22 protein-coding genes and 2 riboswitches are annotated in these 21,933 nt (G+C 43.2%); of the genes, 1 reads left to right on the top strand and 21 read right to left on the bottom strand.

Going from position 1 to position 21,933, the window contains the following annotated elements:
• Positions 1–191 precede the first annotated feature (191 nt).
• The 19 genes from purD to NST15_RS03220 all read right to left on the bottom strand — a co-directional run bounded on the left by purD (position 192) and on the right by NST15_RS03220 (position 18,556).
• Positions 192–1,466, bottom strand: a complete 1,275-nt coding sequence (purD, locus tag NST15_RS03310; RefSeq protein ID WP_025206864.1) for a phosphoribosylamine--glycine ligase — start codon at positions 1,464–1,466, stop codon at positions 192–194.
• Positions 1,467–1,478: 12 nt separating this feature from the next.
• A complete protein-coding gene (gene purH / locus NST15_RS03305; RefSeq protein ID WP_012009147.1) occupies positions 1,479–3,017 on the bottom strand; it encodes a bifunctional phosphoribosylaminoimidazolecarboxamide formyltransferase/IMP cyclohydrolase in 1,539 nt (512 codons plus the stop codon).
• A gap of 15 nt (positions 3,018–3,032) precedes the next feature.
• Entirely contained in the window at positions 3,033–3,602 is a 570-nt protein-coding gene (gene purN / locus NST15_RS03300; protein WP_008344288.1) for a phosphoribosylglycinamide formyltransferase, read from the bottom strand.
• Complete coding sequence (gene purM, locus NST15_RS03295) at positions 3,599–4,639, bottom strand: phosphoribosylformylglycinamidine cyclo-ligase (RefSeq protein ID WP_017366751.1); 1,041 nt, start codon at positions 4,637–4,639, stop codon at positions 3,599–3,601. Before purM ends, purN begins: the two co-directional genes overlap by 4 nt.
• 96 nt (positions 4,640–4,735) lie before the next feature.
• Positions 4,736–6,166 (bottom strand): amidophosphoribosyltransferase, encoded by a 1,431-nt coding sequence (purF, locus tag NST15_RS03290; protein ID WP_008344290.1) that lies wholly within the window; start codon positions 6,164–6,166, stop codon positions 4,736–4,738.
• Complete coding sequence (purL, locus tag NST15_RS03285; RefSeq protein ID WP_024719398.1) at positions 6,142–8,373, bottom strand: phosphoribosylformylglycinamidine synthase subunit PurL; 2,232 nt, start codon at positions 8,371–8,373, stop codon at positions 6,142–6,144. The genes purF and purL overlap by 25 nt, the downstream gene beginning before the upstream one ends.
• Positions 8,357–9,040, bottom strand: coding sequence for a phosphoribosylformylglycinamidine synthase subunit PurQ (gene purQ / locus NST15_RS03280; RefSeq protein WP_008344292.1), 684 nt, complete (start codon positions 9,038–9,040; stop codon positions 8,357–8,359). The genes purL and purQ overlap by 17 nt, the downstream gene beginning before the upstream one ends.
• Positions 9,037–9,291: a phosphoribosylformylglycinamidine synthase subunit PurS gene (gene purS / locus NST15_RS03275; protein ID WP_008344293.1), complete on the bottom strand. Its 255-nt coding sequence runs from the start codon at positions 9,289–9,291 to the stop codon at positions 9,037–9,039. Before purS ends, purQ begins: the two co-directional genes overlap by 4 nt.
• Positions 9,284–10,006, bottom strand: coding sequence for a phosphoribosylaminoimidazolesuccinocarboxamide synthase (purC, locus tag NST15_RS03270; protein WP_007496901.1), 723 nt, complete (start codon positions 10,004–10,006; stop codon positions 9,284–9,286). Before purC ends, purS begins: the two co-directional genes overlap by 8 nt.
• Before the next feature lie 72 nt (positions 10,007–10,078).
• Positions 10,079–11,374, bottom strand: a complete 1,296-nt coding sequence (gene purB / locus NST15_RS03265; protein WP_008344295.1) for an adenylosuccinate lyase — start codon at positions 11,372–11,374, stop codon at positions 10,079–10,081.
• Positions 11,371–12,513: a 5-(carboxyamino)imidazole ribonucleotide synthase gene (gene purK / locus NST15_RS03260; RefSeq protein WP_255233684.1), complete on the bottom strand. Its 1,143-nt coding sequence runs from the start codon at positions 12,511–12,513 to the stop codon at positions 11,371–11,373. The genes purB and purK overlap by 4 nt, the downstream gene beginning before the upstream one ends.
• Positions 12,506–12,994 (bottom strand): 5-(carboxyamino)imidazole ribonucleotide mutase, encoded by a 489-nt coding sequence (purE, locus tag NST15_RS03255; protein WP_017359824.1) that lies wholly within the window; start codon positions 12,992–12,994, stop codon positions 12,506–12,508. Before purE ends, purK begins: the two co-directional genes overlap by 8 nt.
• 169 nt (positions 12,995–13,163) lie before the next feature.
• Positions 13,164–13,265, bottom strand: a riboswitch (purine riboswitch).
• A gap of 79 nt (positions 13,266–13,344) precedes the next feature.
• Positions 13,345–13,545 carry an NETI motif-containing protein gene (locus NST15_RS03250; protein ID WP_008344299.1) on the bottom strand — a complete coding sequence of 67 codons (201 nt, stop codon included), beginning with the start codon at positions 13,543–13,545 and terminating at the stop codon, positions 13,345–13,347.
• The gene (locus NST15_RS03245; protein WP_008344300.1) at positions 13,542–14,096 is read right to left on the bottom strand and encodes a DUF5698 domain-containing protein; all 555 of its coding nucleotides are present in this window, start codon (positions 14,094–14,096) and stop codon (positions 13,542–13,544) included. The genes NST15_RS03250 and NST15_RS03245 overlap by 4 nt, the downstream gene beginning before the upstream one ends.
• 304 nt (positions 14,097–14,400) lie before the next feature.
• Entirely contained in the window at positions 14,401–15,192 is a 792-nt protein-coding gene (locus tag NST15_RS03240) for a hypothetical protein (protein ID WP_057078371.1), read from the bottom strand.
• 217 nt (positions 15,193–15,409) lie between these two features.
• On the bottom strand, positions 15,410–15,592 hold the full coding sequence (locus NST15_RS03235; protein WP_025206857.1) for a YezD family protein: 183 nt from the start codon (positions 15,590–15,592) through the stop codon (positions 15,410–15,412).
• Positions 15,593–15,610: 18 nt separating this feature from the next.
• Positions 15,611–15,772: a hypothetical protein gene (locus NST15_RS03230; protein ID WP_008344307.1), complete on the bottom strand. Its 162-nt coding sequence runs from the start codon at positions 15,770–15,772 to the stop codon at positions 15,611–15,613.
• A gap of 206 nt (positions 15,773–15,978) precedes the next feature.
• Positions 15,979–17,304, bottom strand: coding sequence for an NCS2 family permease (locus NST15_RS03225; RefSeq protein ID WP_255233683.1), 1,326 nt, complete (start codon positions 17,302–17,304; stop codon positions 15,979–15,981).
• 145 nt (positions 17,305–17,449) lie between these two features.
• A riboswitch (purine riboswitch) is annotated at positions 17,450–17,551 on the bottom strand.
• 126 nt (positions 17,552–17,677) lie between these two features.
• On the bottom strand, positions 17,678–18,556 hold the full coding sequence (locus NST15_RS03220) for a LysR family transcriptional regulator (RefSeq protein ID WP_255233682.1): 879 nt from the start codon (positions 18,554–18,556) through the stop codon (positions 17,678–17,680).
• Between the two features lie 100 nt (positions 18,557–18,656).
• Here NST15_RS03220 and NST15_RS03215 point away from each other — a divergent pair, with 100 nt between their 5' ends.
• Positions 18,657–19,838 (top strand): MFS transporter, encoded by a 1,182-nt coding sequence (locus tag NST15_RS03215; protein WP_255233681.1) that lies wholly within the window; start codon positions 18,657–18,659, stop codon positions 19,836–19,838.
• A gap of 18 nt (positions 19,839–19,856) precedes the next feature.
• Here the strand turns inward: NST15_RS03215 and NST15_RS03210 are convergent, their stop codons facing one another.
• Positions 19,857–21,305, bottom strand: a complete 1,449-nt coding sequence (locus tag NST15_RS03210; RefSeq protein ID WP_058214250.1) for a DUF4179 domain-containing protein — start codon at positions 21,303–21,305, stop codon at positions 19,857–19,859.
• The gene (locus NST15_RS03205) at positions 21,274–21,819 is read right to left on the bottom strand and encodes a sigma-70 family RNA polymerase sigma factor (protein WP_058214251.1); all 546 of its coding nucleotides are present in this window, start codon (positions 21,817–21,819) and stop codon (positions 21,274–21,276) included. The genes NST15_RS03210 and NST15_RS03205 overlap by 32 nt, the downstream gene beginning before the upstream one ends.
• Positions 21,820–21,933: the final 114 nt, after the last annotated feature.

Below are 21,933 nucleotides of genomic sequence, written 5' to 3'. Positions count from 1 at the left end.
AATGTTATTTATATTTATGAGAAATAAAATGATCATGAATATTGCAAAGAGAATAATTGCCTTAAATTCCATGTTGCCTCCTCGTGAATGGGTCATCCAATAACACTTCTCCATATTCGGGCTATATCCCTTCTAATCATCAAAAGAAGAAAAAACACCTTTCCATCTCGTCAGATAGAAAGGTGTTTTGATTAAACGTTTTTTCCCGCCGCCTTCAGCGCACGGGCGCCAATGTCACGGCGATAAAATAAACCTGGCTGAATGATTTCTTCAACCGCTTCATACACTCTTGATCTTGCCGCTTCAAATGTGTCGTCAAATGCGGTCACATTTGCTACACGGCCGCCATTTGTGACGAATTGATCGTTTTCCTTTTTTGTTCCTGCATGGAAGGTTACGACATTAGAAACCGTTGTTTGCAAAGCACCGATTGGTGTGCCTTTTGCGTAGTCTTCCGGGTATCCTTCTGATGCAAGAACGACACTGACAGCGGCTGTGTCTTTCCACTGCAAGTCCACATCTTTTCCATCTAGAATGTCGAGGAATACTTGGACTAGATCTGATTCAAGACGAGGGAGCACTACTTGCGTTTCAGGGTCGCCAAAGCGTGCATTGAACTCAATGACCTTAGAGCCTTCTGGTGTTAGCATTAAGCCTGCATATAAAATGCCTGTAAACGAACGCTCTTCCTGCACCATCGCGCGAGCTGCTGGTTTAACGACGTCTTCCACCGCTTTTTGTACGACTTCATCTGAAATTTGTGGAACCGGTGAATAAGCGCCCATCCCGCCGGTGTTTGGTCCTTTGTCATCTTCAAATGCCCGTTTATGATCCTGTGCGATCACCATCGGATACACCTTTTCTCCATTGACAAAGGCCATCAGAGAAAACTCTTCACCTGTTAAAAATTCTTCAATGACAACCGATGCACTCGCATCGCCAAACTTTTCATCCTCTAAAAAGTCATGCAGGCAGTTGATCGCCTCTTCAAGCGTCATTGCCACTGTCACGCCTTTTCCTGCGGCAAGCCCATCTGCTTTAATGACAATTGGGGCACCCTTTTCTTCCACATATGCCTTCGCTTCTTCAAACGATGTAAAGGTGGCATAAGCGGCTGTCGGGATATCATAATTTTTCATTAAATCTTTTGCAAATTCTTTTGAGCCTTCAATGACTGCGGCTTTTGCATTCGGTCCAAATACCTTTAGACCTGCTTCTTCAAATGCATCGACGACACCTGCAATTAAAGGAACCTCTGGACCGACAATTGTTAAGCCGATGTTATTGTCTTTTGCAAAACGAATTAACGCCTCATGATCTCCCTCGTCGATTGGGACAAGCTTCGCAACATCTGTCATTCCATCATTGCCGGGTGCGACAAATACTTGGCTGACAAGTTCGCTTTGATTCACTTTCCATGCGATGGTATGCTCTCTTCCGCCTCTGCCGATAATTAATACGTTCACACTGTCATCCCCTTAATGTTTGAAATGTCTAACGCCAGTAAAGACCATGGCGATGCCGTATTCATCTGCCTTTTGAATCGATTCTTCATCACGAATAGATCCGCCTGGCTGAATAATCGCTGTGACGCCTGCCTTTGCAGCAGCTTCCACTGTATCGCCCATTGGGAAAAATGCATCAGAACCTAGTGCACTGCCTTTTGCCTTTTCACCTGCTTGCTCAATCGCAATGTTAGCCGAGCCAACACGGTTCATTTGACCAGCACCAATACCTGCTGTCATTTGATCCTTCGCTAGAACGATGGCATTTGATTTCACATGCTTGACAACTTTCCAAGCGAGCTTTAAGTCTTTCCATTCGTCTTCAGTCGGTTCTCTTTTCGTTGGAATAGAGATCGTTGCTTCCTCTAAGCCGTATGTGTCGATATCCTGAACGAGCAATCCACCATGAACACTTGTGAGCTGCTTTTCTTTTTTCCCAAGATCTGCTTCTACATCTAATGTTAGTAGACGAAGGTTCTTTTTCGCTGTTAGCACATCAAGTGCTTCTTGGCTGAACGATGGTGCGATGACGATTTCTAAGAAAATCGTATGGAGCACCTCAGCCGTTTGCTTATCTACTTCACGATTAAGCGCCACAATGCCGCCGAAAATAGACGTTTCATCTGCTTTAAATGCACGATCAAATGCTTCTGCAATCGTTTCTCCTGTCCCAACGCCGCACGGATTCATATGTTTTACAGCCACAGCCGCTGGCTCCGAGAATTCACGTACAATTTGAAGAGCAGCATCTGCATCTTTGATATTGTTGTAGGAAAGTTCTTTTCCATGTAATTGCGTTGCAGTAGCTAAAGAGCCTTTGCTTGGAAGCGCATTTTCATAGAACGTCGCCGCTTGGTGCGGGTTTTCTCCATAACGAAGAGATTGTTTTTTCTCAAATGTGACTGTGAACTGTTCTGGCTCTGTTTCGCCAACAAAGTTCGTTAAATAATCCGCAATCAGGGCATCGTAAGCAGCTGTATGACGGAATACTTTTGCTGCAAGCTCACGTTTTTTCTCTAGTGAAACGCCGCCTTCTTTGATTTGTTGAACGACAGAATCATAATCACGCGGGTCTACAATCACCGTGACATCCTGATGGTTTTTAGAAGCAGCACGAAGCATACCCGGTCCGCCAATATCAATGTTTTCAATCGCTTCTTCATACGTGACATCGTCTTTGGAAATGGTCTCTTTAAATGGATATAGATTCACAACGACAAGATCAATCGGTTGAATGCCGTGCTTTTCGATCTGTGCCATATGCTCATCGTTTTCTCTCACTGCTAACAGTCCACCGTGAATGTTCGGATGAAGCGTTTTGAGTCGTCCGTCCATGATTTCTGGGAAGCCAGTCACTTCAGAAATACCAATGACATCAATGCCGTTCTCTTGAAGAAGTTTGTGTGTACCACCAGTTGAAATCACTTCAACGCCAAGTTCTGTTAGTTCTTTCACAAAAGGTACAAGATTTGTTTTATCGGAAACACTGATTAATGCGCGTTTGATCGTCATGCCTTTGTCACCTCATTAAGATAATTCTAAAAGTGATTTGATCACTTTTGGATATAGTGTGTGTTCTAATTCATGCATTCTTTTTTCAATGGATTCAAGGTCTTCCCCTTGTTCAATATGAATGGCTGCTTGATCAATAATCGGGCCGGTATCCATGCCTTCGTCGACATAATGAACCGTGATACCAGCCACTTTGACTCCTGCTTGATAGGCTTGTCCAATCGCATCGAGTCCAGGAAATGCTGGCAATAAAGAAGGGTGGATATTCACGATTTTCCCTCTAAATGCATCAAGCAATGTCGGACCGATCAGTCGCATATACCCAGCGAGGAAAATCCATTCCACTTCATGCAGCTTCAGCTGTTCAATGATGGTTTGCTCAAAAGCGGCTTTACTCGGGAAAGCCTTCGGCGTAAAAGAAAAGGACGGAATGCCCTCTTTCTCTGCCCGCTCCAGCACCTTCGCACCCGGTTTATCACAGATCACAATGGCGGCTTTTGCCGGCCACTGTTCTTCTTTTAACGTATCAATAATGGCTTGAAAATTTGTCCCGCTTCCAGAGGCGAAGATCGCAAACTTTTTCATGAGAGGCTTCCACCACCGAAAGTGACGCCTTCTCCTTTTTGAACTCGTCCGATAAGGAAGGCTTTCTCTCCGTCTTGTTCAAGTCCGCTGATCACATCGACGAGATCATCCTCTTTGACGGCTAGGACAAAGCCGATACCCATATTAAATACATTGAACATCTCTTCTGCTTTCAATTGCCCTTTTTCTTGAATAAAGGAGAAAATAGGCGGAACTGGCCATGAGCCGTTATCAATCTCCACACCAAGTCCTTCAGGCAGCATACGTGGTAAATTCTCAATAAAGCCGCCGCCTGTCACATGTGCCATACCATCAACTTTGCCAGCTTTCACTTGTTTAAGAACAGGCTTGACATAAATCTTCGTCGGTTCAAGCAGCTCTTCTCCAAGTGGTCTTGTAAAAGGTTCATACGTTTGGTGAAGATCTAGGCCCGCATCTTCAAGCAATACTTTTCGTACAAGAGAATAGCCATTGCTATGAATTCCGCTAGAGCTGAGTCCAATCAGCAAATGCCCTTCCTTGATATTCTCCCCTGTGACGATTTCATCCTTTTCAACGACACCTACAGAAAATCCAGCAATATCATATTCTTCTTCTGTGTAAAGACCCGGCATTTCTGCTGTCTCTCCGCCGACAAGCGCTGAACCAGACTGCTCGCATCCGTCAGCTACACCTTTGACGATGGATTCAATTTTCAAAGGATCTGCTTTTCCAACTGCTAAGTAATCTAAGAAAAAGAGCGGCTCTGCCCCTTGTGCAAGTACATCGTTCACACACATAGCAACAGCATCTACACCGATCGTATCGTGTTGATCCATTAAAAAAGCGAGCTTTAATTTCGTACCAACACCATCTGTTCCTGAGACAAGAACGGGCTTTTTGTATGGCAGTTCAGATAAATCAAACATCCCGCCAAATCCACCTAGAGCGCCCATGACACCTGCTCTTTTTGTACGTTCTACGTGTGTTTTCATTCGTTTGACGGCTTCGTATCCTGCTTCGATGTCGACACCGGCGTTTTTATATGCTTCTGACATCCCATTCACTCCTTTTATCTGCTTGTCTTTCATGTATTTTCGGCAGAATGAAAGAGCAGCATATCAAATCACGTTGACTGCTGCTCCATTATTCGATTATTTCGTCAGGACTGTTTCCTTCACATGAGGAAGGACAGTATCTTCATAAATTTCGGTCGGGTATTTTCCAGTAAAGCATGCTAAACACTGACCGCGCTGCGGATCATCATACTTTCTGCCAATCCCGTCCATTAAACCGTCTACAGATAAAAATGCAATGGAGTCTGCACCGATTTCCTGTCTAATTTCTTCCACTGAATGAGATGACGCAATCAGCTCTTCGTGTGTAGACGTATCAATTCCATAAAAACACGGATGAGCAATTGGCGGTGAACTGATGCGTACATGCACTTCCGTCGCACCTGCTTCTCTTAGCATCGTCACAATTCGGCGGCTTGTTGTTCCTCGTACGATGGAATCATCCACCATGACGACACGTTTGCCTTCGACCACCCCACGCACAGCAGACAGCTTCATGCGCACGCCCTGCTCACGCAATGCTTGAGACGGCTGAATAAATGTCCGGCCGACATAACGGTTTTTAATTAAACCTAGCTCATATGGAATACCTGTTGCTTCGGCATAACCAATCGCTGCAGAAATACTGGAGTCTGGCACACCTGTCACGACATCTGCTTCGACATGTGCTTCTTCTGCAAGCTTCTTGCCAAGATTCTTTCTCGCACTATGCACATTGATGCCATTGATATTGCTGTCCGGTCTTGAGAAATAAATGTATTCCATGCTGCACATGCTGCGGTTAATGTTCATCGAGAAGCGCTCAGATTTTAAGCCTTCATCATTAATGATCAGCATTTCGCCAGGCTCTACATCTCGTAAATAGGTAGCACCAACGACATCAAATGCACATGTTTCAGAAGCGACAACATAAGCATCTCCAAGCATACCAAGTGAAAGTGGGCGTAATCCGTTCGGATCAAGTGCTACGATCATTTCTGTTTCCGTCATGATTAAGAAAGCATAAGCTCCTTTTAACATAGACAGAGCATTTTTGATTTGATCCTTCAAATCCATATATCCGCTGCGCTTAATTAAGTGAGCAAGCACTTCTGTATCAGAAGACGTTTGAAAAATACTTCCTTGGTTCTCTAGCTGCTGTTTTAATTGCGTTGCATTGACCAAGTTTCCATTATGAGCAAGGGCAAGACTGCCATTGTTTTGCGAGCGGAAGAAGAGGGGCTGCACATTCTCAAAGCCGCCTCCGCCTGCTGTCGCATACCGAACGTGTCCGATCGCACCTTTTCCCTTTAAATCCTTAAGCTCACCATTTTGGAACACTTCCGTAATCAGTCCAAGGCCTTTGTGTGACGTCAGGTTTTCACCGTCTGTTGCAATAATTCCCGCACCTTCTTGTCCTCGGTGCTGAAGGCTATGCAATCCGTAATAGGTGATTTGCGGGGCTTCTTCGTGTCCCCAAACCCCAAAGACGCCACATTCTTCGTTTAAGCCTCTGATTTCAGCAAGCATGGGATCGCTCCTTTCCATGCGCGTTCAAGCTCGTTGACTGCCGCATGAATCCATTGTTGTCCTTCTTGATTTTTGACAGTGAATACACCATCATTTGTGACCGTTCCGACTTCTTTTGCATCTTGCACAGCCGCAGCAAACGCTTCGCGATTTTCTGGTTTCACTGTGACGACAAAACGTGACTGTGATTCACTGAATAGTGATGCTGCGCTGTTTAGATCGAGCTGGATATCAGCGCCAAGACCGTCTGTTCCAAATGTACTTTCAGCTAGTGCTACACCAAGACCGCCTTCAGACACATCATGTGCTGACTGAACAAGTCCGTTTTGAATCGCTGCTAATAGGGCTTCTTGACGCGCCAGCTCTACATCCAAATCAATTTCTGGTGCTTTTCCGTAGATACGGCCTTCTGTCATTTTTTGAAGCTCACTGCCTGCGAATTCTTCCTTCGTTTCACCAATGACGAAAATCACATCACCTGCCTGCTGGAACGATTGAGTCGTAATATGAGCTGTATCTTCAATCAAACCAACCATGCCAATGACTGGCGTTGGGTAAATGGCTGTTCCATTTGACTCGTTATATAAAGAGACGTTACCGCCGATGACCGGTGTACTTAATGTACGGCAAGCTTCGCTAATGCCATCAGCAGATTTTTCAATCTGCCAGAAGATTTCTGGTTTCTCCGGGTTACCGAAGTTCAAGTTATCTGTTACTGCAAGCGGACGAGCGCCTGAGCAGACAATGTTACGTGCGGCTTCTGCAACGGCGATCTTACCGCCAACCTCTGGATCAAGGTAGAGATAACGTGCGTTACAATCTGTTGTCATCGCAAGAGCTTTTTTCGTCCCACGGATTCTGAGCACACCCGCATCAGAGCCAGGTGCAACGACTGTGTTTGTACGAACCATATAGTCGTATTGATCGTAAACCCATTCTTTACTCGCAATCGTTGGCTGCTTTAACAGCTGTTTCAATGTATCTGCTGCATCTGTGATCGCTGGAGCTTCCACTTTTGTTTCTAAAAACTCACGATAGTATGCAGGCTCACTTGACGGCTTGTGATAAACCGGTGCTTCTTCTGCAAGTGCATCAACTGGAAGCTCACACACTACTTCTCCTTGATGGAGTAAACGAAGCATTTTATCGTCTGTCACATGACCGACTGAGACTGCTTCAAGATCGTATTTTTCAAAAATATCAATGATTTCTTGCTCACGGCCTTTTTCAATGACCAACAGCATTCTCTCTTGGGATTCAGACAGCATCATTTCATACGCTGACATGCCTGTTTCACGCTGCGGGATCAGGTCTAGGTTCATTTCGATACCTGAACCAGCTTTACTTGCCATCTCTGCACTTGAGCTAGTTAAGCCAGCCGCTCCCATATCTTGAATGCCCACAAGCGCATCATTTTTGATGACTTCAAGACATGCTTCAAGCAAAAGCTTTTCCATGAACGGATCGCCGACTTGAACCGCTGAACGTTTTTCTTCTGATTCATCAGAAAATTCTTCAGACGCAAATGTTGCACCGTGAATCCCGTCACGTCCCGTTTTAGCACCAACGTACATGACCGTATTGCCGACACCTTTTGCCTGCCCTTTCTTGATGTCTTCATGGTTGATTAACCCTACACACATCGCGTTAACGAGCGGGTTGCCTTCATAGCTTTGATCAAAATGAACTTCTCCGCCGACTGTTGGAATACCGATACAGTTTCCATAGCCTGCAATCCCTGCCACTACTTCTTCAAACAAGTACTTCACGCGCGGTGAAGTCAGTTCACCAAAACGAAGAGAGTTTAATACCGCAATTGGACGAGCACCCATGGAGAATACATCACGGATGATTCCGCCGACACCTGTTGCCGCTCCTTGATACGGTTCAATTGCAGATGGATGGTTATGTGATTCGATTTTAAATACAACCGCTTGGTTGTCTCCAATATCAACGATTCCAGCGCCTTCCCCAGGACCTTGAAGAACATGCTCTCCTTTTGTCGGGAATTTGCTTAAAACAGGCTTTGAGTTTTTATAACTGCAATGCTCTGACCACATGACAGAAAAGATACCCGTTTCTGTGTAGTTTGGCAGCCTGCCAATAATGGATTCGATTAAAGCGAATTCTTCATCACTCAATCCCATTTGCTGATACAATTTCTCTTCTTTAATTTGCTTGTGACTTGGTTCAAGCAGTAGTGACATGAGTGTCCCTCCAATTTTTCACGATAGATTGAAACAATTTAAGTCCGTCTGCGCTGCCTAGTAATGAGTCAACCGCGCGCTCAGGGTGCGGCATCATGCCGAGTACATTGCCCTGTTCATTCGTTACACCTGCAATTCGATTGACACTGCCGTTAATATCGTCACCGTAAGTGAAAGCGATTTGGCCTCGTTCAATCAGCTTCGCTAACGTGTCTTCGTCACAGTAGAAGTTGCCTTCTCCGTGTGCTACAGGAATCGTAATCGATTCACCTTTTTGATAACCGCTTGTAAATTGCGTTTCGTTGTTCTCTACAATGAGTTCAACTGGACGACAGATAAATTTTAGATCTTTATTTCGTCTCATTGCACCTGGCAGAATGCCAAGCTCCTGAAGAATTTGGAACCCGTTACAAACACCAAGAACAGGTTTTCCTTCCGCAGCTGCTTTTTTCACAGCCGGCATGATGTTAGAAAAACGAGCAATCGCACCGCATCTTAAGTAATCCCCATAAGAGAAACCGCCTGGTACGAGTACACCGTCAAAACCATCAAGACTCGTTTCGTCGTGCCATACATATTCAACTTGTTCACCTAACTCATCTTGAATCGCATGGTACATATCGATATCACAGTTAGAGCCAGGCAAGACGATCACTGCAAACTTCACTGTGCGACAACCTCCTCCACCTCATAGCGGTAATCTTCAATCACCGTGTTGGCAAGCAATTTTTCACACATTTCTTTGACCACTGTATCTAAGTCACGTTCTGATTTCTCAATGACTAGCTCCATATATTTCCCGATACGGACATCCTTTACTTCCTGATAAGACATGCTGTGCAAAGCGTGCTGCACGGCACTTCCTTGTGGATCAAGAACGCTCTCTTTTAAGCTGACAAAAATTTTCACTTTATACATGTTTATGGCCTCCAAGTCTTTTGAAAATTTCTTCGTATGCATTTGTTAAGCCGCCCAGGTTTCGTCTGAACACGTCTTTATCAAGCTTTTCGTTTGTGTCTTTATCCCAAAGCCTGCACGTATCAGGTGAAATCTCATCAGCTAGCAAAATACGATTCTCGTGATCTATTCCGAATTCAAGCTTGAAATCAATTAAATTCACATGGCAATCTGAGAAGATTTGCTTCAATTCTTCATTCACTTGTCTTGTGATTTGTTTCATTTCCTCGACCTGCTCAGGTGTCGCTGCATGTAAAATGCGAATATGATCTTCTGTAATGAGCGGATCGCCAAGTGCATCATCTTTGTAGTAAAACTCGATCAAAGGTGTGTCCAGTTTCGTTCCCTCTGGAATCCCAAGACGTTTTGACATACTGCCTGCCACCACGTTTCGCACAACGACTTCAAGCGGTACGATGTCTACCTTTTGAATGAGCTGTTCTGTTTCAGATAGGCGTTTAACAAAGTGATTATTGATCCCTTTCTCATGTAGCATTTGAAAAATCAAGCTGGAAATTTCGTTATTCAGTCTGCCTTTGCCTTCAATTTCCGCTTTCTTTTCACCGTTAAATGCTGTAGCTGAGTCTTTATATTCAACATATAAAATATGCTCGTCATCGGTCTGATAGATTCTTTTCGCTTTGCCTTCGTAGAGAAGTTCTTGTTTCACAGTCATTCAGATTGGCCTCCTAATTTGAATGTTGGCAATTTTCAGGATTAGGCGCCTGACTAGCAGGCGGCCCATTTCTTACGCAAGACCTAGACGTTCGAAAATCATATCGACATTTTTCAAGTGATAGTTGTAATCGAAGCAGTCAGCGATTTGTTCAGGTGTTAAGCGTGAGGTGATTTTCTCTTCTGCTTCTACTAATGAACGGAATGGTACTTGTTTTTCCCAAGCTTCCATCGCCTTTGGCTGAACCGTGTCATATGCTTCTTCACGTGCCATACCTGTATCAATAAGTGCAAGAAGAACGCGCTGAGAGTAGATCAAGCCAAGTGTGCGGTCCATGTTGCGTTTCATATTCTCAGGGAAGACCGTCAAGTTCTTCACAATATTAGAGAAACGGTTCAGCATATAGTTCAGTGCAATCGTTGCATCTGGTAAAATGATGCGTTCAGCAGATGAATGAGAAATATCACGCTCATGCCAAAGCGGTACATTTTCATAAGCAGTCAGCATATAACCACGGATGACGCGGGCAATTCCCGTCATATTTTCAGAACCGATTGGGTTTCGTTTATGCGGCATCGCTGATGATCCCTTTTGTCCTTTTGCAAAGAATTCTTCTACTTCACGTGTTTCACTCTTTTGAAGACCACGAATTTCAACAGCAAATTTCTCAATGCTTGTTGCCACTAAAGCAAGGGTTGCCATGTAATCTGCATGACGGTCACGCTGCAAGGTTTGGGTTGAAATTGGTGCAGCTTTGATGCCAAGTTTCTCACATACATATTGCTCAACAAACGGGTCGATGTTCGCATATGTGCCAACAGCACCAGAGATTTTGCCGTATTCGATGCCGGCTTTTGCTTGTTTAAAACGTTCTAAGTTACGCTTCATTTCCTCGTACCAAAGAGCAAGCTTCAAGCCAAATGTTGTCGGTTCAGCGTGTACACCGTGCGTACGACCCATCATGACTGTATATTTGTGCTCTTTTGCTTTTTCTTTTAGTATGTCAACAAATCTCTCAATGTCCTTGAGCAAAATATCGTTCGCCTGTTTTAATAGATATGAAAGCGCCGTATCCACTACGTCTGTAGATGTTAACCCGTAATGAACCCACTTTCTTTCTTCTCCTAGAGATTCAGATACAGCACGCGTAAAGGCAACCACGTCGTGGCGCGTGTCTTGTTCAATCTCCAAAATACGTCCAATATCAAAGCTTGCATTCTTGCGCATTGTCACAACGTCTTCTTTCGGAATGATGCCAAGTTCTGCCCAAGCTTCACAAGCGAGAATTTCTACTTCAAGCCATGCATTAAATTTGTTTTCCTCTGTCCAGATTGCTGACATTTCTGGTCGTGCGTAACGTTCGATCATTTCCCGTTTCCTCCATCTCTTTCAGTCCATATCTTTGTGATGTTTGCCATCCATTCATCATCAAGCTGTTTCATAAATGTCATATGCCCCATTTTACGGCCGGCTTTTACTTCATGTTTGCCATATAGATAAAGCTTCGCTTCCTTTAGAAGCTCAGGATGTTCTTTTGGGATGTCCACTTCATCGCCCAGCAAATTCACCATCATGCCCTCTGATAAAAGAGCTGTTCCGCCAAGAGGCAAACCGCATATGGCGCGAATGTGCTGTTCAAACTGACTCGTCTCACATAAATCCAATGTGTAATGTCCAGAGTTATGCGGGCGCGGTGCCAGTTCATTGACGAGCAGCTTCCCTTCATTTGTCAAGAACAGTTCAACAGCAAGCGTACCGACTAGCCCTAGCTTTTCAGCAAGCGTTGTTGCCAGTTCTTTTGCTTTCTCCTGAATGCTGCCATCTACCCGTGCAGGCACGATGCTTTGGAATAAAATATTGTGCTTATGAATGTTCTCAGCGACTGGGAATGTCGCAATTTCTCCATGAACAGACCGCGTCACAATCACGGACAGTTCCATTTGGAAAGGAACCCAGCTTTCTAAAATACATGTCCCATGAGTGAGAAGTGCAACAGCTTCATGAAGCTGATCCTTCTCTTTAATGACGTACTGTCCTTTACCGTCGTAACCACCTCTGCATGTTTTCAGCACAGCTGGCAAACCAAGCGCATTTACTGCGTCTTCCAGCTCCTTCTCATCATGAACGATGCGATAAGGGGCGACTTCACAGCCTGCATCTACAATCCCTTTTTTCTCCGTTTCACGGTTTTGGGTTAAAAGAAGGAGTTCGCTTCCTTGCGGTAAATACGCCTCTTCCTTCAGTTGATTGAGTGCATCATAATCAATGTTTTCAAATTCATATGTGACCACATCACTGATGTCCGCCAGCTGCCTGATCGCTTTAAGGTCACTGTATGCGGCTGTGATTTCTGTATCAGCAACCTGTCCACAAGGTGAATGTGTGACGGGGTCAAGAACTGCTGCACGGTAACCCATTTGCTTTGCACTGACGGCCATGTATCTGCCAAGCTGTCCGCCGCCGATGATACCAATGGTTGCGTTTGGAAAAATGGTCTGCTTAGCCAAGCTGATCACTGCTTTCTAATACAGTTTGTTTTGTTTGCTCTCTTCTTTCTTCAAGGCGTGCTGCAACGGCTTCATCGAATGCTGAAATCATTTGTGCGGCTAGAAGCCCTGCATTTGTTGCACCGGCTTTGCCAATTGCCACTGTGGCAACAGGTACACCGCCTGGCATTTGAACGATGGATAATAAGGAATCCAGCCCGTTTAATGCTTTTGATTGTACGGGCACACCAATGACCGGCAGTGTCGTTTTTGCTGCGACCATCCCCGGTAAATGTGCTGCGCCTCCAGCACCGGCAATAATGACCTTGAGTCCTTTACCTCTTGCTTCAGTCGCATATTCAAACATCAAATCAGGTGTCCGATGTGCGGATACAACCTGTTTTTCATACGGAATGTTCAATTCCTCTAAGATATCGCACGCATGTTTCATTGTTTCCCAATCAGATGTACTTCCCATGATGACACCTACAAGCGGCTTCATTTTGTCCCCACCTTTAAGCTATTATTCGATTTTGTATCGTTTGACACGCTTCCCAAACCTAAGTAGCTTGTCAAACGCCGAACAAAAAGGCCCGGTTTGTATTGCATTGTTAGGAAGCAACACAAACCGGGCCATGGTAAGCGCTGTTCGCTTTTAAAACGCCATGTCAGTTTTGTTCACTATCCTGCATAGTCCAGTCATTTACGGTAACTGGGTAGAAACTTATGGGCCATATTCCCAAGATTATATGAGGCTCGTGTTTTGATTTCATGTTTATCTTAACAACGGATGTTCATGATGTCAACGGATTTATCGAACAATCTATGAAGTCGTCGTTTTAATGTTCGGATTTAGAGTATTTTTCCCTCAAATACGATTTTTTTCCCAATCGGAATGATCTGAATCGACCCATTTTCCTTCTTTTCCTGAAAGATGGGCTCCTCCATTCGTCGGACAGGTGAGTAGCCTTCCTCCGCCATCTGGGACAACACTTGATCAATCGTCATGTTGTCTTCCACGTAGAATTTCTTTTTCTTTGGTTTTGCGGTCATTCTTTAATTCTCCTTTTCTTCACAGCCTTCACCCAGAAGCCGCCATGAATCGTTTTGGGCTCATACGAAATGATAAACGCCTTTGAATCAAGCGTTTTAATCGTTTCATATAATTGCAGTTCATATTTTCTCGGTGTTAAAATTTGCATCGCTGACCGGTCTCCTTCAAGACCTCCTACTACCCAGTTGGTGACGCCATATCCTTTTTCTCTCAATTGTTTTGGGAGATCTAGATCGATTTCTTTTGTAATCACGTTCACAGTAATGTAGCCAAGTGCCAGCTTCTCTTCAATTTTCATCCCGACAATGATTCCAATTCCATAACCTAGCGCATACGCAATGACATTTTGTACTTGATCTAAGTTATCTAATACGATACTCAAACCAATGACATAAATCAGCATCTCGACAGTACCAGCAAAAGCGGCTGCATACCTTCTGCCTTTCATTGTTAAAATTAAACGCATAGTGGAAAAAGAGACATAAACAATGTTAATCACTAAAATAATCAAAACCATGGTGAACGCATTGGATAAAAGTTGTTGAAGCACGATTCGAACCCCCTGCACTAAAAATCAAATAAAGCACCCCATATTCTACTAGAGAACAAACCTTGATACAATCAAATTTGCGCGAGAAAAACACATATATCTTTCGACAACAAGGGGTGGTCTTTGTTACCAAGAGTTTACCCGTTTTTTCCTCTTCTCAACATGAAAAACCTCCTTTTTCAAAAGGAGGCTTTAGATGGTTGATAAAGGGCTAAAATATACTTTATTTTAACCCTTTGTCTTTTTTCAGCGTGATAGAAGGCCTTTGAATTTTAAAAAGACCGAGTACACGCTGAAACGTGTTTTATCCAAACCGAACTGGAACAAGTGATGGGATCAAATACTCTCCGACAATGCCCCATAAAAGGGCAATGATGACGAGCTCAATCAACAAAAAGACCCAGCCGGCATACATCAAGTCTCCCCGCACAGCTTCTTGCTCTGATTGAATGGAGCGGAAGAGCACAATGGCAATCAGCTGAAGACCGAAAAACATCATGACGGATAAAATCACCGTTACATATGGAATATTCAGCATGGCAAATACAAGCCAAAGGATAGATAAAACCAAAACCGGCACAAGCACGGCACCGAACTTCATGATCACTTCTTTCAGCGATATGTTTCCTTTCAGCATGTACTTACCGAGCACCCAAACCGTCAGCATCATCAGTGTCAACAAAATGAGTGTAAAGACCGCTACCTTTAAAAAGGCGTCACCAAAAGAATAATGAATACCAAAACCTAATAAACGGGTCTTTGACGCCTTTAATTGAACGTAGTTGCCTAAAGCAAAAAACACACTGAATAACACAATTGAAATCCAGGCGTACTTCATGCGTAAAGTGTCCGCTTGATGGATCGCACGACTCGGTGATTTTAACATCGCAAACCCATATGAGCCGTAGCGCTTAAACGCACCTCCAACACCTCTTGCGATGCGCTGAATGGCTGAACCCTCTTCATCAGCTGGCTTAGCCGTTCTTCCTCGTTTTGCAGCACTGCGGCTGAGGCGGGACTGCCTTGTTTCTTGATCTATTGATGGCTCTTCGTTTTTCGTTTCAGATGTGACCTGCTCTTGATCTTTCTCTAACATCCCATATCAACTCCTATCTCAGACAATCCGCACAGGCTCAGGTGACCTGTCCGGATGACTCCTATTAAAGTAGCGGAGTCTCTCTATTCAGTCAAGATTCCTTGACGTTCATACGAATAGACGGATAAAAGAATGTAGAGGTTTTAAATGGAGAGAAAATAAGACAAAACAAAAAAGCTGATGAGTGGATCAGCTTTTCATCATCTTTCATCACTTTTCATGAACGATAGCGCGCCTGCTTTGCTTTCTGAATCCGAAGATTCTCTTGGTGTGCGGGGAAACGAGTCTTTTCTGTCGTATCGACTTGTGTAATTTGTCCATTATGAATGGTGATCACCACCGACCCGTATTCAATCCCTTTTAAGGCAGATAAAATAAAATTCAGCTTTTGTTCATCCATCGCTCATCCCCCATCCCACTAATTTTGCTTTCGCTCTTTTAAATAGAGAACCTCATTTTCCAGCTCATGAATCGTATAATGCATGAGCGCTTCATGTTTTTCTTCATGCCCCCATAAAAGGAGCTGCTCAATCAATACCTGCTTTTTCCGCTCAATCACCTGCCTAAGCCAGCGTGACAAGTCATCCCCTCCCGTTATGATGAATGCAAGAAAAAAGGCACTCTGAACCCTTCTATAGAAAAAAGGAAATCAAAGCGCCTTTGGTGATCCAATCAGCGAATTATGTCTTTTTATCATAAACACATAATTCCTATAAGTCAACTATGTTTTTAAAATTTCCCTACAAAAAACAGCAGCCTTCATGAGCTGCTGTTTCAGACAAATGATTAATGATTTAAAAAAGCAAAATATAGAATAAAGATGACAAACAGGCCGTACATAATTGGATGCACTTCTTTTGCTTTTCCTTTAAAGATCATGGTGATCGGGTAGAAAATGAAACCAATCGCAATCCCTGTTGCAATACTATATGTGAGTGGCATCATAATCATCGTTAAGAAGGCCGGTACCGCAATTTCAAAACGATCCCATGCGATCTTCGCAAGAGGTGCTACCATCAGTGCACCGACAATGATTAAAGCAGGTGCCGTTACATTCGATGTCACGACAGATAATAGTGGCGAGAAGAACATCGCAAGTAAGAAGAAAATACCTGTCACGACGGCTGCAAAACCAGAGCGAGCACCCGCAGCAACACCTGAACTAGATTCAACATAAGACGTCGTCGTTGATGTTCCAAGAACAGAACCGACGACGATAGAAGAAGAATCCGCCAGAAGCGCTCTTCCTGCACGAGGCAGCTCATTATTTTTCATTAAACCAGCCTGCGTTGCCACAGCCACAAGTGTACCAGCTGTATCAAAGAATCCAACGAATAGGAACGTTAAAATAACCACAAGCATTTGAATGGAGAAGATGTCTGGCAAGTGAATCAAAGCTTGACCAAAGGTTGGAGACAAACTTGGAATGCTTCCGATAATTTGAGATGGAACTGGCACAAGACCAAAGATCATTCCAGCAATGGCTGTCACAAGCATCCCAATGAAGACACCTGCATTCACTCGAAGAACCATTAAAATGACAGTCACAACGATTCCAAATACCGTCAACAGGACAGGACCACTATGAATGTTTCCAATCGAAACGAGCGTATTATCGTTATTGGCAATAATGCCAGAGCCTTGAAGACCTACGAATGTAATGAACAAACCAATCCCTGCACCAACTGCCAGCTTCAGCTCAGCCGGAATGGCATTGATGATTTTTTCACGGAAACCTGTTAAAGAAAGAGCAACGAAAATCAATCCTGACACAAACACACCGGAAAGTGCTGCCTGCCATGAGATCCCCATACCAAGAACCACCGAGAAAGCGAAGAACGCATTCAGTCCCATACCTGGTGCAATCGCAATCGGATACCTGGCGATCAATCCCATGAGGAAACAACCTGCCGCAGAAGCTAACGCTGTAGCTGTAAAAACAGCCCCCTGATCAATTCGTAATTTATCTGGAAAATCCGGTACTGCTACTAAAGCAAGTGTGATCGGATTGACAAACAAGATGTAAGCCATCGACAAAAATGTCGTTAAACCGCCGATGATCTCTCTGCGATAATTCGTACCTAACTCATCAAACTGAAAAAACTGTTTCAAAGCCAACTGACTCCCTTCATGTCCTTTTGCTTTAGTCTGTCCCATTCACAAGTCAAATAAAAAACGCCCCAACAGTTTTTGGGACGCTTGACTACAATGTGAATTCAGACCGTGACATCAAACAAGAACAATGCATGATTTATATCAAACGAGTGTGAATTGACGTAGTCAAGCCATTTACGGTAGCTTGGTAGAAACTTGCGGGCCATATCCCCGCCATTATACGACTTCTATCTATTTGATTTCTGTGTCTATTGTACCAACTTCATTTTTAAAACACAATACAAAAAGCGAACATTTTTCAAAGAAATGTCCGCTTCATTCGTCTTATTACACGAATTTGGAAAATCACATCTAGTTCTTTATACACCCATCACTGAATTCTGGAAAAAACCGTTTCTGCTACATCGAAAAATGCCTTCACAGCAGGAGAAGCTTGCGTGAGCGATGGACAGGCAAGCGCCACCTCACGATGATGCGATACATTCAGATGACTGATCTTCACAAGTTGCTGCGTTTTTAGGAATAACTCAGGACCTATCGTCACACCAAGTCCTTCCCCAACCATGCGGGCAATGGTCGTACAATCATGCACTTCAAATAAAATAGACGGCTTGATTTGCGCCTCTGCAAAAATATCCTCTACATGGGACTGATACATGCCAGTTGGCATAATAAACGGTTCGTCCGCTAATTCTTCCATGTCTACAATTGGCTGCTGCTTAAAACGATGATTTTCGTGATAAGCGACCACCATTTTATCTTTCATAAGTGGCAATAGATCAAACGATTCATCCGCTTTACCTTTTACAACAAACCCAACATCAATAATGCCAGAATCGAGCCACTCCAATATTTCTTCATATGTCCCCTCATAGAATTTAAATTCAATCTTTGGGTGCTTTTTCTGATAGCTCACAAGTAGCTTTGGCAATAAACAAGCGGATGCACTGGCAAATGTTCCAATCCGAATCAAGCCAGATTCAATATTTTTGGTGAGCGCAATTTCCTGTTGAATTTTCTCTACTCGATTTAGCACTTCTCTTATATGCGGAAGAAGGGTTTCGCCGGTGTCTGTCAGCGTAATGCCCTTTTTTCGGTCACGCACGAATAAAGACACACCCCACTCCGTCTCTAAACTTGCCACCGCATGACTCACGGCAGACTGTGTCATATTTAATGCTTCAGCTGCAGCGGTAAAACTGCCTAGCTCGACCACCTTAGCCATCGTCTCGAATCGAACAAAGCTCATGAGTATTCACTCATCCCTTTCATGAAAAACATCAATTTTACTTATGTTAGCACGGAATTTAAAATGAATACAACGTTTCAACATAAAGGAAGGGTTCAAAATGAAAAGTACATCATATCCATTGCTCATATTTCTTTTAGCCGTCGGTTCTTTCGTCACAGGTACTTCAGAATTCGTCGTATCAGGCATACTGGACATCATTTCTGACGATCTGCGCATCTCCATCCCGGTTGCGGGACAGCTCATCACCATCTATTCTCTTTTTTATGCCGTGGGTGCCCTCTTTTTAGTCATGGCCACATCGAAATTGAATCGAAAAAAGGTTCTTTTATCGGCGATTTCCATGTTTATAGCAGGTAATGTGCTTGCCTTTTTTAGCCATCACTTTATGCTGCTCATGCTCTCGCGAGTCATCATGGCCATGAGTGGCGGCTTATATATTGTGCTCGCAACAAATTATGCAGCGCAGCTCGCCCCGCCAGAAAAAAAGGGGAGTGCGATGGCAACGGTGATCACTGGATTTACAGTTTCACTAGTACTCGGTGTACCGATTGGAACATTTTTAGCAGGATATGTAGATTGGCATGCCATTTTTCTCATCATTGCAATAGGGACCGCTTGTCTCTTGTTTCTTCTGTATCGATTATTACCGCCTATGGAGGGACATTCCCATGTGCCATTCAAACAGCAAATGCAAATTCTTCAAGACCGTAGGGTGTTAAGCGGCTTAGCCACGACAGCCTTTTGGATTTTAGGTTACACGATGGTATTTGCTTACATTTCACCATTATTGCGGCAGACATCCGGATTTACACTTGAACTGACAAGCATTGCCTTGCTTGTCTTAGGCATCTCCGCTTTTATTGGCTCGCGCTTTGGTGGATACGCTGTCGATCAATGGGGACCAAACCGAACCATTTCAATCAGCATCACGGTTCAGATGCTCATGCTCTTTGCATTATCCTTTACACAATTTTCTGTAGTTGGCGTCTTCATCACGCTCGCCATTTGGGGCACCGCCACATGGACAACAACACCAGCGAAGCAATTTTATCTCATCTCCCTAAAACCCGAAACATCGGAAACCGTGCTGAGCTTTAATACAGCGATTATGAATATCGGCATGATGCTCGGCTCGTCAATGGGTGGTCTGATTATTCAATATACAAATGTAACGAATTTAAGTTGGATTGGCGGGTTAGCCAGTTTTGTTGCGTTGATGTTGATTCGGTACTCGTTCAATCAGCTGGTTCAAAAGCAGACAAAAAGCGAACATGTGTAATCATGTTCGCTTTCTTATTTATTGACTAGCTTTTGATGTTTCTTTTTTGACTGGAATGGTTACCGTTATCGCCTTCTGTGGTGCCAACATATTCAGTTCTGACAAATCAAGGTAAAGCCCATATTCTTTAAAAGAAAAATGTTTTAATGATAAAGTTTCTAAATTCTTATCATCAAATTCAAAGGTGGATTGCATGGAAGCTGTCTTTAAATTCGTCATCTTCGCATGGTTCCCCTTCAAGTAATATCCGCTTTCATAGTCTGCTTGTGGATTGGGCCATGATTTCATCTTTTCAACATCGCCTAATCCAATGAATTCACCGATATTCTTCATCACATCCTCATCTAATTCTTTCTGGTCTACTCCAGTAAATTGATAATCAACAATCACAGAACGTCCTTTTTGCTCTATTTTATTGATTTTGATCCCAATTCCATGATGCTTTGTTTCGAACTGCACAGGCAGCTTTGTCTTGAGAGGAATGATGTGGCTGTATTCTCGTTCGATATCCACAGATGTGTCAAATGTCAATTCAGTCGCCTTTGGATTGATTGGCTGATTCAAAATGGTTATATGATCGACTCTATTTTTTTTAGGAGAAAGTGGTTTTCTTCCTAACCTTGTTCCTAATTCTAACTCGTACTCATTCCCTAAATTATCCTTCATTCCATCTATACTGACTCTATCATCTTTGGCAAAACCATTGTAATCAATGGCATATTGAATAACAGAGCCATTCACTCCATTTTCTACCTTTACATTTCTTATTTGATAACGTCCATTTAAAATAGACACGTCTTTTTGTCCTGCTAATAGTGTGGTTTTTTGCTTCACTACAGGTAATTCAAAACGCCAATTCCCTACAATATCTCCAATTTTTGAAATGACGATTGGGGCTTTTTGACCTTGCTTAATTGTCTGTCCATTTGTATAGACTTCCATTTGTCCAACATATCGGCCATCCTTTAATTTTTTCAATCCCTGATTGTCGTAACTCGGTTGGAAAGTTTCATTTATATGATCTAAGTTGCTAACGATGAATGGTACAGAATCTTCCTTTGTATTCAAATTCTCCACAGTAAACGTATAAACAAGCCGCCCGGCATCATAGTACACACTGTTCACTTTCACAGTAACCCCTCTTGATTCAGCCCCCTCATTCACATGCTTCACCAACTCACTCTGAAAAAGAGACATTCCTACTTTATCATGAAACATCATATATAACTGTCCAACCAATGGTACTCGAGCCATCGCTGTATTAAGAGAAGGAAAAAGGAAGCCTGATGAAAAATAAAGAACGATTAGTACGATGGCAGAATATATTGGCGTTCTCCAATTCCATGTGAACCAACGTCTTTTCTTTTCCGCTTTCACATCTCCCATTGCTTGACGAATTGCAGAGGTCAATTCAACTTTTGGTACATCAATCTCTTCATAAAGCTTTTTCATTTCTTTTCGTTCCATCGACACTCTCCTCCTTCTCCAACGTTTGCTTTAATAACTTTCTTGCTCGATACAAATGAGTTTTGACCGTTCCTTCGGGCACACCCATCTGTTCAGAAATCATTGAAATCGAATAATCTTGAAAATAAAATAGCTGAATCACGAGCTGATATTGCTCATCTAACACATCTAGTGCATTTTTTAAATCGAGCTTGTCTTCCAAAAAATCATGTTGCTCAACGCTTTCATGATGCTGTTCAAACGGAACAACATCATGCTGCTTTTTCTTCATCGCAAAAATCGTATGAATTAAAATTCGAGTCAGCCATGTAGAAAAATAGGCTGGTTCTTTTAAGCCAGATAAATGCTTAAACGCTTTAATGACCGTCTCCTGAACAGCATCTAACGAATCCTCTTTATTTCTTGTGTAGAGAAAAGCCGTTTTATATAAACGCTCTTGATACATCAGCATTAATTTCTCAAATGCCAGGACATTCCCTTTTTGTGCTTTTTTAATTAGACGCACTTGCTTCATCTCATCCACACCTCCTACACCTGTTAGAGCAAGGTTTCTCTCAAACGGTTTCAACAAACAGAAATTTCTTTTACTTAGCATATGTCGGACAAAAATAGAGAAAGTGAAGGATAG

Source organism: Bacillus sp. FSL R5-0820, from assembly GCF_038593385.1.
Lineage (GTDB): Bacteria > Bacillota > Bacilli > Bacillales > Bacillaceae > Bacillus > Bacillus altitudinis.
Note: the sequence above shows the minus strand (reverse complement) of the source record. Positions and strands in the feature narration are given on the sequence as shown.

Bases quoted from the DNA above. Each gene is read 5' to 3' on its own strand.
- purH (WP_012009147.1), bottom strand. From the start codon at position 3,017: ATGACGATCAAACGCGCATTAATCAGTGTTTCCGATAAAACAAATCTT.
- purN (WP_008344288.1), bottom strand. From the start codon at position 3,602: ATGAAAAAGTTTGCGATCTTCGCCTCTGGAAGCGGGACAAATTTTCAA.
- purM (WP_017366751.1), bottom strand. From the start codon at position 4,639: ATGTCAGAAGCATATAAAAACGCCGGTGTCGACATCGAAGCAGGATAC.
- purF (WP_008344290.1), bottom strand. From the start codon at position 6,166: ATGCTTGCTGAAATCAGAGGCTTAAACGAAGAATGTGGCGTCTTTGGG.
- purL (WP_024719398.1), bottom strand. From the start codon at position 8,373: ATGTCACTACTGCTTGAACCAAGTCACAAGCAAATTAAAGAAGAGAAA.
- purS (WP_008344293.1), bottom strand. From the start codon at position 9,291: ATGTATAAAGTGAAAATTTTTGTCAGCTTAAAAGAGAGCGTTCTTGAT.
- purC (WP_007496901.1), bottom strand. From the start codon at position 10,006: ATGACTGTGAAACAAGAACTTCTCTACGAAGGCAAAGCGAAAAGAATC.
- purB (WP_008344295.1), bottom strand. From the start codon at position 11,374: ATGATCGAACGTTACGCACGACCAGAAATGTCAGCAATCTGGACAGAG.
- purE (WP_017359824.1), bottom strand. From the start codon at position 12,994: ATGAAGCCGCTTGTAGGTGTCATCATGGGAAGTACATCTGATTGGGAA.
- NST15_RS03250 (WP_008344299.1), bottom strand. From the start codon at position 13,545: ATGACCGCAAAACCAAAGAAAAAGAAATTCTACGTGGAAGACAACATG.
- NST15_RS03240 (WP_057078371.1), bottom strand. From the start codon at position 15,192: ATGTTAGAGAAAGATCAAGAGCAGGTCACATCTGAAACGAAAAACGAA.
- NST15_RS03235 (WP_025206857.1), bottom strand. From the start codon at position 15,592: ATGGATGAACAAAAGCTGAATTTTATTTTATCTGCCTTAAAAGGGATT.
- NST15_RS03220 (WP_255233682.1), bottom strand. From the start codon at position 18,556: ATGAGCTTTGTTCGATTCGAGACGATGGCTAAGGTGGTCGAGCTAGGC.
- NST15_RS03215 (WP_255233681.1), top strand. From the start codon at position 18,657: ATGAAAAGTACATCATATCCATTGCTCATATTTCTTTTAGCCGTCGGT.
- NST15_RS03210 (WP_058214250.1), bottom strand. From the start codon at position 21,305: ATGGAACGAAAAGAAATGAAAAAGCTTTATGAAGAGATTGATGTACCA.
- NST15_RS03205 (WP_058214251.1), bottom strand. From the start codon at position 21,819: ATGAAGCAAGTGCGTCTAATTAAAAAAGCACAAAAAGGGAATGTCCTG.